The organism is Nitrospina sp. P1_D6, assembly GCF_052156615.1.
Lineage (GTDB): Bacteria > Nitrospinota > Nitrospinia > Nitrospinales > Nitrospinaceae > Nitrospina.
Map to the genome: position 1 here is coordinate 24,505 of NZ_JBQKUN010000007.1, position 15,237 is coordinate 39,741.

14 protein-coding genes are annotated in these 15,237 nt (G+C 59.3%); 5 read left to right on the plus strand and 9 right to left on the minus strand.

Translation table 11 applies throughout. The annotated features are described in order from the left end of the window. Positions 1-53: 53 nt before the first annotated feature. Genes hemH through queG form a run of 3 tightly spaced genes read right to left on the minus strand, consistent with a single transcriptional unit; the run spans position 54 to position 3,211 of the window. On the minus strand, positions 54-998 hold the full coding sequence (gene hemH / locus ACTRXA_RS12115) for a ferrochelatase (protein WP_442427453.1): 945 nt from the start codon (positions 996-998) through the stop codon (positions 54-56). Next, positions 991-2,031, minus strand: coding sequence for a uroporphyrinogen decarboxylase (hemE, locus tag ACTRXA_RS12120; protein WP_442427454.1), 1,041 nt, complete (start codon positions 2,029-2,031; stop codon positions 991-993). The genes hemH and hemE overlap by 8 nt, the downstream gene beginning before the upstream one ends. A 28-nt stretch (positions 2,032-2,059) precedes the next feature. Next, positions 2,060-3,211 carry a tRNA epoxyqueuosine(34) reductase QueG gene (queG, locus tag ACTRXA_RS12125; RefSeq protein WP_442427455.1) on the minus strand — a complete coding sequence of 384 codons (1,152 nt, stop codon included), beginning with the start codon at positions 3,209-3,211 and terminating at the stop codon, positions 2,060-2,062. 86 nt (positions 3,212-3,297) lie between these two features. Between queG and ACTRXA_RS12130 the strand changes: the two genes are divergently transcribed. The 4 genes from ACTRXA_RS12130 (at position 3,298) to ACTRXA_RS12145 (ending at position 8,081) form a co-directional block, all read left to right on the plus strand. Next, positions 3,298-4,233 (plus strand): histone deacetylase family protein, encoded by a 936-nt coding sequence (locus tag ACTRXA_RS12130; RefSeq protein ID WP_442427456.1) that lies wholly within the window; start codon positions 3,298-3,300, stop codon positions 4,231-4,233. Between the two features lie 42 nt (positions 4,234-4,275). After that, on the plus strand, positions 4,276-6,759 hold the full coding sequence (locus ACTRXA_RS12135) for an ATP-dependent Clp protease ATP-binding subunit (RefSeq protein ID WP_442427457.1): 2,484 nt from the start codon (positions 4,276-4,278) through the stop codon (positions 6,757-6,759). Continuing rightward, the gene (locus ACTRXA_RS12140; protein WP_442427458.1) at positions 6,756-7,298 is read left to right on the plus strand and encodes a Gx transporter family protein; all 543 of its coding nucleotides are present in this window, start codon (positions 6,756-6,758) and stop codon (positions 7,296-7,298) included. Before ACTRXA_RS12135 ends, ACTRXA_RS12140 begins: the two co-directional genes overlap by 4 nt. Before the next feature lie 99 nt (positions 7,299-7,397). After that, positions 7,398-8,081: a glycosyltransferase family 2 protein gene (locus ACTRXA_RS12145; protein WP_442427459.1), complete on the plus strand. Its 684-nt coding sequence runs from the start codon at positions 7,398-7,400 to the stop codon at positions 8,079-8,081. Between the two features lie 13 nt (positions 8,082-8,094). Here ACTRXA_RS12145 and ACTRXA_RS12150 read toward each other — a convergent pair whose 3' ends face one another. Both ACTRXA_RS12150 and ACTRXA_RS12155 read right to left on the minus strand, forming a co-directional pair. Further along, positions 8,095-9,453, minus strand: coding sequence for an alanine/glycine:cation symporter family protein (locus tag ACTRXA_RS12150; RefSeq protein ID WP_442427460.1), 1,359 nt, complete (start codon positions 9,451-9,453; stop codon positions 8,095-8,097). Between the two features lie 122 nt (positions 9,454-9,575). After that, positions 9,576-10,283, minus strand: coding sequence for a DUF4124 domain-containing protein (locus ACTRXA_RS12155; protein ID WP_442427461.1), 708 nt, complete (start codon positions 10,281-10,283; stop codon positions 9,576-9,578). A gap of 142 nt (positions 10,284-10,425) precedes the next feature. Between ACTRXA_RS12155 and ACTRXA_RS12160 the strand changes: the two genes are divergently transcribed. Then, complete coding sequence (locus ACTRXA_RS12160) at positions 10,426-10,833, plus strand: PRC-barrel domain-containing protein (RefSeq protein ID WP_442427462.1); 408 nt, start codon at positions 10,426-10,428, stop codon at positions 10,831-10,833. Between the two features lie 13 nt (positions 10,834-10,846). Here ACTRXA_RS12160 and waaF read toward each other — a convergent pair whose 3' ends face one another. The 4 genes from waaF to prfA are packed head-to-tail and all read right to left on the minus strand — an operon-like array spanning position 10,847 to position 15,205. Further along, positions 10,847-11,917, minus strand: coding sequence for a lipopolysaccharide heptosyltransferase II (waaF, locus tag ACTRXA_RS12165; protein ID WP_442427463.1), 1,071 nt, complete (start codon positions 11,915-11,917; stop codon positions 10,847-10,849). Between the two features lie 53 nt (positions 11,918-11,970). Further along, a complete protein-coding gene (murA, locus tag ACTRXA_RS12170; RefSeq protein WP_442427464.1) occupies positions 11,971-13,227 on the minus strand; it encodes a UDP-N-acetylglucosamine 1-carboxyvinyltransferase in 1,257 nt (418 codons plus the stop codon). Beyond that, positions 13,220-14,116 (minus strand): peptide chain release factor N(5)-glutamine methyltransferase, encoded by an 897-nt coding sequence (prmC, locus tag ACTRXA_RS12175; protein ID WP_442427465.1) that lies wholly within the window; start codon positions 14,114-14,116, stop codon positions 13,220-13,222. Before prmC ends, murA begins: the two co-directional genes overlap by 8 nt. Positions 14,117-14,131: 15 nt before the next feature. Next, positions 14,132-15,205 (minus strand): peptide chain release factor 1, encoded by a 1,074-nt coding sequence (gene prfA, locus ACTRXA_RS12180; RefSeq protein ID WP_442427466.1) that lies wholly within the window; start codon positions 15,203-15,205, stop codon positions 14,132-14,134. Positions 15,206-15,237 lie beyond the last annotated feature (32 nt).

The window sequence follows — 15,237 nt, forward strand, 5'->3', positions numbered from 1 at the left end:
ATACCAACAGAGTATCACTGTTGGAAGAGGGAAATCCATAGAAGGAAACGGGGTCAGATAAGGTGTTCCCAGATGGCTCCGGCCAGGGCTTCGATGAACAGGGGAGAGGTGTTGAGGGATTCCGTGCGGAACAGGGAAAGACCCTTTTCTTCCGCATATTTCTTGAATCCGATGTCGATATCGTAAAGAATTTCAATGTGATCGCAGACGAACCCGACGGGGAAAATGAGCACCGCCTTGCCGCCCTCGCTGGCGATCTTGTCGAGGATTTCTTCCACGCTCGGTTCCAGCCACGGACAGGGGATCATCCCCTGGCTCTGGTACGCCTGATGCCACGGCTCCATCGGCACCTGTTGGCGGATGCCGTTCAGCGTTTTTTCGTATTCCTGCACGTAGGGATCGATTCCCTCCTCCACGTACGCGGAGGGAATGCTGTGCACCGTGAACACAGTGTGGAACGTGTCATAACCCTTGGCCTTGAGATCCGATTCGGCCGCTTGATACCGTTCCACAAAGGCGTCGATCAACGACGGCTGGTTGGGCCAGCTTTTGATGAACTGCACCGGAATGCCGCCCGCATCGCACGCACCCAAAGCTTCGTTGAACGAGTTCAGATAACGCTCGGTGCTCCACTTGCTGAACTGCGGAGCGAGACACAGCGTGATGAGGCGGTCCACACCGTCGGCCTTCGCCTTCTGTACGGCTTCTTCAATGAGCGGGTACCAGTTGCGCATGCCGATGTACACGCGAAAGCGGTCGCCTTCCTGGTTGAGGAACTGCTCCAGCGCCTCCGCCTGCGCCTCTGTGATCTCGAGCAAAGGCGAACTGCCGCCGATGGCTTCGTAGCGTTCGGTGATTTCGCGGATCACTTCCGTACTCGACGCCGTACCGCCGCGAATGCGTTTCAGGTATTCGGGGATGTCGGCGACGCGCGTGGGCGCACCGTGGGCGAGCAGGATGACGCCCGTCTTCACGTTCTGTGCGGTGGGATCAGCCATGCTGGTACTCGTGCACCATGTCCACCACGGCTTTGACGTGGTCGACCGGCGTGTGTTGCAATATGCCGTGGCCGAGGTTGAAGATGTGGCCCGGCCGCCCTTCGGCACGTTTCAGGATATCGAGCACCTTTTCACGGATCAACGGGATCGGCGCGAACAGGATGTTGGGATCCAGGTTGCCCTGCACCGGCGTGTCCATACCGATCTGCCGGCGCGCGTCGTCGAGATGAATACGCCAGTCGAAGCCCATGACGTCCCCGCCGGACTGCCGCACCAGCGGCAACATGGTCGAGGTGCCCGTACTGAAATTGATCACCGGCACGCCGCATTCCTTGAGGCCTTCGAATACGCGTTTCGTGTGCGGCAGAATGTAGCGTTCGTAGTCGCCTGGATTGAGGCAGCCGACCCAGCTGTCAAAAATCTGGAGGGCCTGCGCGCCCGCTTTCACCTGCATCTTCAGGTAATCGACCAGCACGTCCACCACCTTGTCCATGAGCAGGTTCCACGTCTCCGGCTCCTTGTACATCATGAGCTTGGTGGTGGTGAACTCCTTCGACTTGCCGCCTTCCACCATGTAGCTGCTCAGGGTGAACGGCGCGCCGCTGAACCCGATGAGCGGCAGTTTCCCCGCAATTTCCTTGCGCACCAGTTTGATCGCATCCCCGACGTACCCCAGCTGCTCCTCACTGTTGACCGGACGCAGGTTATCCACATCCTGGCGTGTGCGCACCGGCCGCGGGATGGAGGGACCGTCACCTGCCGTGAACTCCAGCCCGGTGCCCATCGGCTCCAGAGGCAGAAGGATGTCGGCGAAGATGATGGCCGCATCGACGCCCAGTACGTCCAGGGGCTGGAGCGTGACCTCGGTGGCCAGCTCCGGTGTGCGGCACATTTCGAGGAAGGAGTACTTCGCCTTGAGGTCGCGGTACTCTTTCATGTAACGGCCTGCCTGGCGCATGAACCAGACCGGGGTGCAGTCCACCGGTTCGCCCCGGCAGGCCTTCAGAAAGCGGTATTCTCCGTTTTTGTCCATGGTGCTCCTGATTTTGGGGAAATGCCGATTATAGGCCGTTTCCGCCCAGATTATCAACGGGTTTTAGGCGCTCGATTTCGGTCAGAACGGCAGGGTCGGCCTCGCCCGTCAGGCAACCCTGTACCGCCTGCCAGGCCTCGTTGCCCAGCAGTTCCCCCAGCGCCCACACGGCGTGCGCGCGGATCAGCGGTTCCGGGTCGCAAAGCGCCTCCAGAAGCACGGGAACGGCCTGCGGGTCGCCGCTGTTGCCCAGGGCGACGGCGGCATTGCGCAGGAGGCCGCGCCGTTTGATGCGTTTGACCGGGCTTTTGCGGAACCGCTCCCGAAACCCGTCCTCATCGAGGCGCATGAGGTCGATCAGCAACCGCGTGCCGTCGCGTTCCTGGAACGCGGGTTCGTCTGTGGTGACGGCGTACGAGTTCCACGGGCACACGATCTGGCAGTCGTCGCATCCGTAGATGCGGTTGCCGAGGGCCCTGCGGAACTCGAGCGGGATGACGCCCTTGAGCTCGATCGTCAGGTACGAGATGCACCGCCGCGCGTCCAGCACGTAAGGGGCGACGATGGCGCGCGTGGGGCAGATGTCGATGCAGCTCGTGCAGGTGCCGCAATGGTCGGTGGCGGGCTCGGAGAGCGGCAGGGCCACGTCGATCAAAATCTCGGAGAGGAAGTAATACGATCCCAGCCCTTCGGTGAGCAGGTTCGAATGCTTGCCGATCCATCCCAGCCCGGATTTTTGTGCCAGCGCTTTTTCCAGCACGGGGCCGGTGTCCACGTACGCCTTGCTGGCGCATCCGGGAAACAGTTCCCATAAAAAATGTTCCAGCTTGTGCAGGCGCGGTTTGATGAGGTCGTGGTAATCGACGTTCCACGCGTAGTTGGAAATATCGCCCGTCTGCGGCTGATTCAAAAAGTCGAGGGATTTGGCCCGTGTGTGGTAATTGGTGCGCAGACACAGGATGCTTTGGACTCCGGGCAGGATGAGCGCGGGATCGAGACGCTTGGCTTCGCCGCGTTTCATGTAGGCCATCTCGCCGCCGTGTCCGCGGTCGAGCCATTCCAAAAACCGTTCCCCGTCCTCGCCGACATCGGGGGGGGCCACGCCCAGCGCGTCGAATCCCAGCTCCCGCGCGCGGTCGCGCAGGGCGTTCATTTTTTCGGGGAGGGTTGCGGTGTGCATGCCGTTCAAACCGATTGCGGGGGGTGGGCGATTTTGCTATTCTCGGGACTCACGCTTGCCGTTCCCCCTTTTCATCCCGGAAACCCATGAAAAAAACCGGATACATCTACCATCCGCTGTACCTGGAGCACGAAACCGGAAGCCACCCGGAAAACCCCGGCCGACTGCGCGCCATCACGCAAAAGCTGGAGGAATCCGGCCTGAGCTCGCGCCTGTCCACGCTGGAGCCGCGACCCGCCACGGCGGAGGAAATCGCGCTCAACCATCCGGAAAAATACATGGATTCCATCGCCCGCGCCTGCGAGTCCGGCATGAGCCGCCTGGACATGGACACGGCCATCAGCACGAAGTCGTACGACTCGGCCCTGCTGGCTGCGGGAGCGGGGCTGACCGCCGTGGATGCGGTGGTGGACGGCGCCTGCGACAACGTGTTCTGCGCCGTGCGCCCGCCGGGCCACCACGCGGAGGAAACGCGGTCGATGGGCTTCTGCCTGTTCAACAACGTCGCCGTCGCCGCCCGTTACGCGCTGGCGAAAAAGGACCTCAACCGGGTGTTCATTTTCGACTGGGACGTGCACCACGGAAACGGCACCCAGCACTCGTTTTACGCCGATCCTAACATTTATTATTCCAGCACTCACCAATTTCCTTTTTATCCGGGAACCGGCGACAAGGACGAAACGGGGACGGGCGACGGGTTGGGCACCACGCTCAATTTCCCCATGCGCGCGTTTTCCAATGATGCGGATTACATCTCGGTGGTGAAGGACAAGCTGATTCCGGAGATGTTCCGCTTCAAACCGGACCTCATCATCATCTCCTCAGGATTCGACGCTCACGAGGACGACCCGCTGGCCAACGTGTCGCTCACCACGGAGTGTTTCGGGGAGATGACCCGGCTGATCCGCGGGGCGGCGGACGAAATCTGCCAGGGCCGCCTGATATCCATGCTGGAAGGCGGCTACAATTACGAGGCACTGGCGGACTCGGTGTACATCCATCTTGAAAATTTGTTATCATAAAAAGAAATCATTTCACTCACCCACATTCATCCGACTTGAATCATGCTTCAACAATATTTGAGGCAATTCACCGATAAAGTCATCGACGCCCTGAACGTCGGCGCCATGGAAATGGTGAACCTGCGCCAGACCCTGCTCACGCCGGAGTTCGTGCTGATCGGCCTGATCGAGGCGCAGGATTCCCGCCTGAAACGTTTCTTCGAAACCTATTATCCCGAAAACAAGGACCTCTCAAGGCAGCTCCTCGACCGCCTGTTCGAAACCGTCTCGCCGGAAAGCCCGGAGGAGATGCAGCAGATCCAGCAGATCCACCTGTCCCCGGAAACCAACATCCTGTTTGAAGTGGCGCAGGATGAAGCCAAGAAGTTCGGCGACCGCTACATCGGCGTCGGCACCATGTTCCTCGGCATGCTGGACTCCCGCATCGGGCGCGTTGCCGATATCCTGCAGGAATTCGGCTTCAAATACGCCAAGGTTCACGAAGACCTGGAGATCATGCGCGGCGGCACCACCATCGACGAGCAGAACGCCGAAGGCAAGATGGACGTGCTCAGCCAGTACACCACGGACCTCACCGACCTGGCCCGGCGCGGCGAGCTCGATCCCGTCATCGGCCGCGAGAAGGAAATCGACCGGCTCATCCAGATCCTGTCGCGGCGCAACAAGAACAATCCCGTGCTCATCGGCGAGCCGGGAGTCGGCAAGACCGTCATCGTGGAGGGCCTGGCCCAGAAGATCGTCAAGGCCGAGGTGCCCAACAGCCTGCTCAACAAACGCGTCAAGATGCTGGAGCTGTCGGAGATCATCGCCGGCGCGAAGATGCGCGGCGAGTTCGAGGAACGCATGAAAGCGGTGAAGGACGAGATCGTAAGCGCCCACGGCAACGTCATTCTCTTCATCGACGAGTTGCACACGCTGGTCAGCGCCGGTGCGGGCGCGGGCGGAGTGGATGCTTCCAACATCCTGAAATCGGCGCTCTCCCGCGGCCTGCTCCAATGCATCGGGGCCGCCACACTGGACGATTACAAGAAATCCATCGAACAGGACAAGGCGCTGGAACGCCGCTTCCAGCCTGTCATGGTGTCGGAACCGTCGGTCGAGATGACCATCGAGATGCTGAAAGGCATCAAGGCGCGGTACGAACGGCATCACTCGATCATTTACAGCGACAACGCCGTCCGCGCCGCCGCCAAGCTGTCAGAGAAACACATTTCCGACCGCGCCCTGCCGGACAAGGCAGTGGACCTGCTCGACGAAGCCGGGGCGAAAAAACACCTCGCTCTGATCTACGTGCCGCCAGTCATCCAGCAGCTGGAAAAGGAGAAAAACGATCTGCTGAAAGCGCAGAAGGCGGCGTTCGACGAACAGGATTTCCGCAAGGTGGCGGAACTGCGGCAGGAGGTCATCGAGATCGACCACAAACTCGCAGACGAAAAACAAAAATGGAATGATGAACTCAAGGACGTCGATCACTCGGTGACGGAAGAAGACATCGCCAATGTGGTGGCCACGTGGACGGGCATTCCGGTCAACAAGATCCGCGAGACGGAAACCGAAAAACTCCAGAACATGGAGGACAACCTGCACAAACGGGTCATCGGCCAGCACCAGGCCATCGTTGCGCTCAGCAACGCCATCCGCCGAAACCGTGCGGGGCTCAAGGACAAGAACCGTCCCATCGGGTCGTTCCTGTTTCTCGGTCCGACGGGCGTCGGCAAGACGGAGCTGGCCAAGGCGCTTGCCGAGTTCCTGCTCGACGACGAAAACCGCCTCATCCGCCTCGACATGTCCGAGTACATGGAAAAGCACGCGGTGTCGAAGATCATCGGCTCGCCGCCGGGATACATCGGTTACGACGAAGGCGGGCAGTTGACGGAAAAAGTACGCCGCCAGCCCTACTCCGTCATCCTGCTGGATGAACTCGAAAAAGCGCACCCGGATGTGTTCAATATACTCCTGCAGCTGCTCGACGACGGGCGCCTGACCGACGCCCAGGGCCGCGTCACCAGCTTCAAGAACGCGATCATCATCGGCACCTCCAATATCGGCACGCAGTTCATCACCGAAGGCAAGACCAAGGGCATCGGCTTCGCCACCATGGACGATCCTGACCGCGACTACAACCAGATCCGCTCGCTCGTTCTGAGCGAAGTGCAGAAGCTGTTCAAGCCGGAGTTCATCAACCGGCTGGACGACCTGATCGTCTTCCACAAACTGGAGCCGGAGCACGTGCGCGCCATCGCCGACCTCATGCTGAACAACCTCAACAAGCGCTTGCAGGAAAACGACATGAGCGTGAAAGTGACCGAACGCGTGAAAGCCCAGCTTGCAAAGGAAGGATTCAGCGACACCTACGGGGCACGCCCGCTGCGCCGTTTGATTGAAGACAAAATCGAAAACGCGATCTCCATGAAGATCATCAACAGCGAACTCACGCAGGGCCACGCCATCCTCGTCGATTACGTGGACGACGAGTATGTATTCTCCGCGAAGGAAGCCGAGCCGGAGGCGGTGCCCGCATCATGACCGCCACACCCCCGCCCAGCGCGACGCCCGACAACCGCAAGCTCGTGGTGCTCGCCATCCTGGTCGGACTCGGAGTGGTCCTTCACCGCGTGGAGGCGATGCTCCCCCTGCCCTCCCCGTGGGTGAAACTCGGCCTCGCCAACGTCATCACCCTCGTCACGCTGGTGCGCTACGGGTTTTCTGAAGCGCTCACCGTCACCGTGCTTCGCATCTTTCTGGGCGGCATCTTCGGCGGCACGTTCCTCGGCCCCACGTTTTTCCTCAGCCTGACCGGTGGCCTCGCGGCAATGGCCGTCATGGGACTCGTGCATCACCTTGGAAAGCGCTGGTTCAGCCTGATCGGCGTCAGCGTATCCGCCGCCTACGCGCACACCACCGCCATATTCCTCTGCGTGTTCTTTTTCTTCATTCAGCAGAAAACATTCCTGCAACTGCTGCCCGTGTTCCTCACCTTTTCACTGCTCACCGGCATCCTGACCGGCGTTCTCGCCAACCACGTGCTCGAACGCATGCGCGAGGAAAACGTCACTGTCCCCTGAGTTTCCCGCCCCAATTTAATTTAGACATCCTGGGCCTGATGCCTTACACTGGGACAGTTGACCCCAATGAAAACCACGAGTTACACAGGCTGAGGCTCCGTGAAAATCTCTGTCGTCATTCCCGTTTACAACGAAAAAAACACCGTCCGCACCCTGATTGAGCGCGTGGAAGCCACGCCGTACGAGAAAGAAATCGTGCTTGTGGATGACTATTCCACTGACGGCACACGCGAGATTTTAAAGGAGTATGAAGATAAGGAAGGGTTCCGGGTCGTCTACCACGACAAAAACCGGGGGAAGGGCGCGGCTTTGCGTACGGGTTTCAAAAACCTGACCGGGGACGTGATCATCATTCAGGATGCCGACCTCGAGTACAACCCTTCGGAGTATGGCGTTCTGCTCGAACCCATCCTCGACGGACGTGCGGATGTCGTGTACGGGTCGCGGTTTTTGAGCGGGCCCCACCGCGTGCTCTTTTTCTGGCATTACGTCGGCAACAAGGTGCTGACCACGCTGTCCAACATGTTCACCAACCTGAACCTGACGGACATGGAAACCTGTTACAAGGTATTCACAAAAAAAGTTCTGGATTCCATCACGCTCAAGTGCGACCGATTTGGTTTCGAACCGGAATTCACCAGCAAGATTGCGCGCAAAAATTTCCGCATCTATGAAGTGCCCATTTCCTACAGCGGACGGGATTATTCGGAAGGCAAAAAGATCAACTGGAAAGACGGCGTCGCCGCCATCTGGTTCATCATCAAGTTCCGCCTGACGGGTTGAGCAGGACCCGGGTTCAATCGTATCGCCGGATGGTTCCGTTTTTGAGACCTTCCTCAAACTGCCTGGTTTCGCGCCTGATCAGGTTGCTGAGAGCGAGAAGGGCGATCAGGTTGGGCACGGCCATGAGTGCGTTCATCGCATCGGCGAAGTTCCAGACAAGATCCAGCTTCACCACCGCCCCCACGAACACCACCGCGCACCAAACCGCGCGGTAATACCATACCCACTTCACCCCGGCCAGGTACTCAAAGCATTTTTCCCCGTAATAGCTCCATCCCAGGATCGTCGAAAAAGCGAAAGTGACGACACCCAGGGTAACAATCCACTGTCCCCATTGGCCGGGAAGCCCCGCAGAAAATGCCTGCATGGTGAGCGCCACACCGGTCTCGCCGGAAGTCCACACCCGGGTGGTCGCCAGAACCAGACCGGTGAGCGAGCAGACGACGATGGTGTCGAGGAACGTTCCCGTCATCGACACCAGGGCCTGCTTGGCGGGTTGGTTGGTCCTTGCCGCGGCGGCTGCGATCGGGCCGCTTCCCAACCCGGATTCGTTGGAGAACAATCCGCGCGCCACGCCGAAGCGGATCGCCTGCGCCAGGGTCGCACCGGCGAATCCGCCGGAGGCGGCGGTGCCGGACAACGCGTCTTCAAACAGCATGGCCAGTCCGGCCGGTACCTGTTCCCAGTTGCCAAGCAGAATGAGCACCGATCCGCCGAAATACAACACCACCATGACCGGAACGAAAAACGACACCACCTCGGCGATCCATTTGACTCCGCCGAAGATGACCAGTCCCGTGAGAACCATCAACACCCCACCGACCACCGTCCTGGACACCCCCGCCACGCCGACGATGGCCTCCGCCGTGGTGTTGGCCTGCACCATGTTGCCGATTCCGAACGCGGCGATGGCTCCCGCGAACGCGAACACCACACCCAGCCACCGCCAGCCCAGTCCTTCTTCCAGGTAGTACATGGGGCCGCCTGAGATTTCCCCGCGCGCGTTGGTGGTGCGGAACCGCACGGCAAGGAATCCTTCCGAATACTTGGTGGCCATCCCGAACAACGCCGTGATCCACATCCACACCACCGCCCCGGGTCCGCCCAGAGCGACCGCTGTCGCCACACCGGCGATGTTGCCGACGCCGATGGTGGCAGAAAGCGCGATCATGAGTGCCCCGAAATGCGAGATGTCGCCCTCCCCCTCCCGCTCGCGTGAAAACGTGAGGCGCAACGCGTACCCCAGCATGCGGAACTGGATTCCGCGCAGGCAGATGGTGAGCCAGATTCCGGTGCCGACAAGCAGAATCAATAGCCACGGTCCCCAAAGGAATCCGCTCAGGCCGGCAAAGAATTCATTGATCGCGGTCATGCTGCCAGTCTAACGGGAGTGGATGGTAGATGGTTTAAAAGGAAGGAACGCATGAAATGAAAAGGGGGGAGGCTTGCTGCCGGTAACAGGACCCCGCATCATGGTGGAAGAAATGAAAAGAGTTACTTCTTTGCCGCTTCGGCTTTTGCCTTTGCTTCCGCTTTATCCTGGTTTGATTTTTGAATCGCCTGATCGATTTTCTGAATCAGGTTCTGCGCCTGTTGGGATTCGGATTCGAAACGCGCATAAATATCATAAATCTTCCGCTTGGGGGTGCCGGTGTTCACCACCGTGTTTTCATCCTGGGAAATACTGCTTTGCAGAAATCCCCGGGCCTGCACCAGCAGCGGATTTTTTGCCTTGCCAAGCTTGTCCACCAGACCTTTTTTCACGGACAGGTTGCCCTGGATGTCACCGTACATTCGACGCCCGTTGGTGAAATTTTTCTGGACATCCTTATACTTACCGCCCAGCGGCACCATTCGGTTCAATACCGACTTGACCTCGTTCATCAACCGTTCCTGCTCTTCGGAGAGGCCAACCTGCTCCTGGTCCGTGGACCCGGTTGACTTGGACGGGCCGGAGCCGCCACTTCCTTTCGATGCCTGATCTTCTCCGCCTTTGGATTGCGGTTTCTTGTCCGGAACGAATTTGGCCCGCGCCTTCCCACGGTACCTGGGCGGCACGCCACTCAGAAAATCCGAGTAATGCACCACACCCTGATCGTCGGTGTATACGTAGATGTAACGGGCTTCAGCGGGTGGAGCGAACGAGACCGCAAAAAAGAGTGCCATAAGGAGGACAGGCATTCGGGCATGGAAATGTCGCATGATCGGCTCCGGTTGGGAGTTCATACAGGCTGCGACCAGGTGCCACGGGGCAATACGGTCATCACAGAATTATACAACAACCTATTGATAAATTTGATATAATTTGCGGCAAATCAAACAGCCACCCCAATCCGGGCACAACATGACTCTGAGTCCCCTGCGTTACCACGACGACAACATTTACGACCTCCGCAGCGAAGAGCGCCTGGTCGGGTCTTACGTGTACGACAAGGACATGCGCGAAATGGCGCGTATCCGCGGTGTGCTGGCGGAACCGGACACACACCGCGTACGCTACATTGTATTCATCGAAGGCGGGTTCCTGTCCACACGCGGTAAAACCGTTTTGTTTCCCATCGACCACCTGGCAACGATCGATTCCGCCAAAGTACAGGCCCAGTATACGCGCGAGGCCATTCAGCAGGCACCCAACCCGGAAGACATCGAGGCCCTGACGCGGGAAGAGGAACAGGTGATTTTGAGCTATTTCGATCTGGAGCCCTACTGGGACGAAACGGCGGCACCGGAAGAGACCGGCTTAGAGAGTTGACCCTGCAAACCCCTCAAACGCGCTGCAGAAGGCGCTTCACCGCCTGCATCACTTCCTCCACCTGAATATCTTCAATGCAGTACGGCTTATTGTTGGGTGAGGGTTCGCATTCCTCAAAGAATCGGTGGCGGCAGGGGGAACATGGAAAGTTTTTGGTGACGATCTCTTTTTTCTCCGGGGCGATGACGGGGTCGGTGGTGAGCACGTTACCGGGACCGAATATCGCGACCACCGGCGTGCCCACCATGGCGGCGAGGTTCATGATGCCGCTGTCATTGGCTACCAGAAACCGACAATTTTTGATCACACCCAGAACCTCGTGCAGAGGCAGGCCGGTTAATGCCACGCATTTTTCAGGCGGGCAAAGGGCGCGGACTTCATCGATCAGCCCCGACTCCGCCTGACTTCCCAGAAACACGAATTGCGCGTCCTGTTCCTGCGCCAGCCTGCGGCACAGCTCGCCGAAACGTTCCGCGTGCCAGCGTTTTTCCGGCTTCGAGGCACCCGGTTGCACCGCCACCAGGCAGGGAGTATCGCCGATTCCCTTTTCTGCCAGCATCGTCTTCTGACGCAGCACATCGTCATCGGTCAGTACCGATTCGAACGAGCGCTCCAATGCCGGTGCCCCCAAAGTTTCCGCCAGGCGGTAATAATATTCGACCGCATGCATACTTCGGGAATCAATGGTTTGAACCGGGTGTGTCAACAGGCACCCCCGCCATTCCGTGCCGTAACCAAGGCGCCGGCGCGAACCGGATAGCCGCGACAACAAGGCGGTGCGTATGGCATTGGGAAACAGGATGGAGAGGTCGAACCGGTACTTACGCAGGGCCCGCCCGAACTGCAAGGACGCCAATGCACCCTCGCTGGCTCCGTAGGGAATGGGAAGGACGCTGTCGAATGCGGGATGGTGAATTAAAAAATCGTCGGCGGGACGGCGCGCGAGCGCTGTGAAGCGGGCCTCGGGAAACACTTTGCGGATTCCCTGCACTGCCGGGAGAGCAAACACCACGTCACCCAGCCAGTTTGGCATCCACAACGCAATGTGATGGATATTTTCTTTTTTCCAATCGGTGGATCGCATGGTTTTATCATTTCAGGACTTCGGTAGCATTACCCGCAGCCCACCATCACCCATCAGGCGCGCACCCGTCGAATGGCGGCACCCAACCGGGACATTTTATCTTCCATGGTCTCATAGCCGCGGTCGATGTGATAGACGCGGGAGATAACCGTTTCCCCTTCCGCAGCCAGCCCGGCCAGTACAAGCGAGGCGCTGGCCCGCAGATCGGTAGCCATTACCGGCGCACCGCTCAACTTCTTCACTCCGGTGACGATGGCGGTATGCCCGTCGAGAAGGATATTGGCTCCCATCCGTTTCAATTCCGCCGCATGCAGGAACCGGTTTTCAAATACGGTTTCAGTAATGACACTCTGTCCTTCAGCAAGGGTCATCAATGCCATGAACTGCGCCTGGATATCAGTGGCGAATCCGGGATACGGCTGCGTGATGATGTTCGCCGGGTTCAGGGACCCCGAACGGCGCACCCGTACCGAGTGATCCCCTTCCGTCAACTCCACTCCGGCCTCTTTCATTTTGTGCAGAACCGGTTCCAGGTGTTGCGGCAGGCAATGCGTCACCTCCACATCCCCGCCGGTGATGGCGCCTGCGACCATGTAGGTCGCCGCTTCAATACGGTCCGGGAAGATGGAGCAATGAATCGGTTTCAACGACGGGACCCCCTGGATGACCAGCGTATCGGTGCCGCCACCCTCGATCTTCGCACCGCACCGGTTCAGCACATCCGCGAGGAAAGTCACCTCCGGTTCGCGTGCCACGTTTTCCAGTATGGATTCTCCATCCGCCAGCGCCGCCGCCATCATCACGTTCATGGTCCCGGTGACGGTGGTCGAGTCGAAACAGAAACGCGTGCCTTTCAGTTTGTCGGCGTGGCCCTTGATATAACCGCCTTCGATACTGAGTTTCGCACCCAGGGCACGCAGGCCTTTGATATGCAGGTCGATGGGACGCGCGCCGATGGCGCAGCCGCCGGGAAGCGACACCTCCGCCTTGCCGAGACGCGCCAGAAGAGGACCCAGTACCAGGCACGATGCACGCATGGTTTTCACCAGATCGTACGGCGCTTTGTGATTATGGATGTTTGCGGAGTCGAGCACTATCCGGTCGCCTTCGAACGACTCCGTCTTGCATCCCAGGTCTTCAAGCAAGCGAACCAGCGTGAGCACATCGCGCACGCGTGGGATGTTGGTGATTTCGTTTTTGCCGCCGGTGAGGAGCGTGGCGGCGAGAGCCGGGAGCACGGCATTTTTGGCACCGCTGATGCGCACCGTCCCCTTGAGAGGCCGTCCGCCTTCGATGCAGATCTTATCCACGGACCGCTCTCCTTTTCGCCGAAAGCACCCGTTCCGCGCCCGTGTAATCACTTGCCCGCTCAATAGCCTCGAAACCGTTGTTTTCCGCCACGAGCTGATTGACCCCCGGTCCCTGGTCGTTTCCGAACTCCAGCAAAAGCGATCCGCCGGGACGAAGCAACATGGCCGCCAACGGAATGATTTTCCGGTAAGCGTCCATGCCGTCCGGTCCCGCCAGCAGGGCCTGTTTCGGCTCGTACTCGCGGATTTCCGGCGCCAGGGTCTCATAAGTTTCGTAATCGATATAAGGGGGGTTGCTGAGGATGTAGTCGAACGGCGCACCTTCCCAGAACTCGCGGTGAAAATCGCCCTGAACGAACTGAATCTGTGGCAGAACATTGTGCGCCGACGCGTTGTGCCGCGCCACGTCCAGCGCCCGGTCGGACAATTCCATCGCCGTAACGGTGGCCGTGGGACACTCGCGTGCGGCAACGATGGCCAGGATGCCTGATCCCGTACCCACGTCAAGGATGCGGGGGGCCTCCACGCCGTCGCGTTTGACCAGTGTGAGGAAATGCTCGATCAAACACTCCGTGTCCGGGCGGGGAATGAGCACATCCGGGTTCACGGTGAAATCCAGCGACCAGAATTCCTTGCGACCCAGCAGGTAGGCCACCGGCTCGCGCTGTTCGCGGCGCTCCAGCCAGGCGGTGAACGCCGTTCTCTCAACAGGGGTCACTTCCCGGCCCGCATCCGCCATCAATCCCGTACGCGTGGTGTGCATCGCTTCCGCAAGCAGGACCTCGGCATCGAGGCGGGGCGTATTCACGCCCGTCTCTTGCAGGCGGTTTTCCGCCTCTTGCAGAATTTCGCCGACGGTTATGAGAGTGTCGGATTTCAATGTGGACATCGGGAATCTTACGGTTCAGGAAGCGCCGCTTTTCTGCAAGGCTTCGGTTTGATAATGGTAAACCAGTTTATCGATCAACTCGTCGAGGTGCCCCTCCATGATCTGCGTCAGCTTGTGCAGGGTCAGGCCGATGCGATGATCGGTAACCCGTTCCTGCGGAAAGTTGTAGGTCCGGATACGTTCACTGCGGTCGCCGGTTCCCACCTGCGACTTGCGATCCTGCGCCATCGCTTCCTGCTGGCGGCGCTGTTCTTCCTCGTACAAACGTGCGCGCAGGACCTTGAGGGCGCGCTCCTTGTTTTTGTGCTGGGACTTTTCATCCTGGCAGGTGACGACGATCCCACTGGGCACGTGGGTGATGCGCACGGCGGAATCGGTGGTGTTCACGCTCTGTCCGCCGGGGCCGGATGAGCGGTACACGTCGATCTTGAGATCGCCCGGGTTGAGCTGCACGTCCACCTCCTCCGCTTCCGGCAGGATGGCGACGGTGACCGCCGAAGTGTGGATGCGTCCCTGTGTTTCTGTGGCCGGAACGCGTTGCACGCGGTGCGTTCCCGCCTCGTACTTGAGGCGGCTGTACGCGCCTTTGCCCTGGATGTTGCACACAATTTCCTTGTAGCCACCCACGCCGGTGATGTTGCTGGTGAGCACCTCGATTTTCCATTTTCTGTCTTCAGCGTAACGGGAATACATGCGGAAGAGGTCCGCAGCGAACAGTCCCGCCTCATCGCCACCGGTCCCGGCTCGGATTTCCATGATGACGCTTTTGTCATCACGCGGGTCCTTCGGCAGCAGCATCAACTTCAACTGCGCTTCGTGTTCTTCTTTCCGGAGAGTGAGTGACTCGACCTCCTCACGCGCCATCTCGATCAGTTCGCGGTCGCTTTCCTCATCCAGCACCCTGCGGTTTTCCTGCAACTGGCGGTCCGCCCGTTTCCATTCCCGGTACCCGGAAACGATGTCGCTCAATTCCGAGTGTTCGCGCGCGCACTTCTGGTATTCGGCAGGGTTGCCGTACACCTTGGGATCGCTCATCAACTCATTGAGCTTTTCGTAACGCATTTCGATGTCATCGAGTTGTTCAAACATGGGATTCGGCCCTCAGGCCGGGTTCGGGGTGA

What these genes read in the sequence shown, in the direction of transcription:
- hemH (WP_442427453.1), bottom strand. Translation starts at nt 998, where the DNA reads ATGGCTGATCCCACCGCACAGAACGTGAAGACGGGCGTCATCCTGCTC.
- hemE (WP_442427454.1), bottom strand. Translation starts at nt 2,031, where the DNA reads ATGGACAAAAACGGAGAATACCGCTTTCTGAAGGCCTGCCGGGGCGAA.
- queG (WP_442427455.1), bottom strand. Translation starts at nt 3,211, where the DNA reads ATGCACACCGCAACCCTCCCCGAAAAAATGAACGCCCTGCGCGACCGC.
- ACTRXA_RS12130 (WP_442427456.1), top strand. Translation starts at nt 3,298, where the DNA reads ATGAAAAAAACCGGATACATCTACCATCCGCTGTACCTGGAGCACGAA.
- ACTRXA_RS12135 (WP_442427457.1), top strand. Translation starts at nt 4,276, where the DNA reads ATGCTTCAACAATATTTGAGGCAATTCACCGATAAAGTCATCGACGCC.
- ACTRXA_RS12140 (WP_442427458.1), top strand. Translation starts at nt 6,756, where the DNA reads ATGACCGCCACACCCCCGCCCAGCGCGACGCCCGACAACCGCAAGCTC.
- ACTRXA_RS12150 (WP_442427460.1), bottom strand. Translation starts at nt 9,453, where the DNA reads ATGACCGCGATCAATGAATTCTTTGCCGGCCTGAGCGGATTCCTTTGG.
- ACTRXA_RS12155 (WP_442427461.1), bottom strand. Translation starts at nt 10,283, where the DNA reads ATGCGACATTTCCATGCCCGAATGCCTGTCCTCCTTATGGCACTCTTT.
- ACTRXA_RS12160 (WP_442427462.1), top strand. Translation starts at nt 10,426, where the DNA reads ATGACTCTGAGTCCCCTGCGTTACCACGACGACAACATTTACGACCTC.
- waaF (WP_442427463.1), bottom strand. Translation starts at nt 11,917, where the DNA reads ATGCGATCCACCGATTGGAAAAAAGAAAATATCCATCACATTGCGTTG.
- prmC (WP_442427465.1), bottom strand. Translation starts at nt 14,116, where the DNA reads ATGTCCACATTGAAATCCGACACTCTCATAACCGTCGGCGAAATTCTG.
- prfA (WP_442427466.1), bottom strand. Translation starts at nt 15,205, where the DNA reads ATGTTTGAACAACTCGATGACATCGAAATGCGTTACGAAAAGCTCAAT.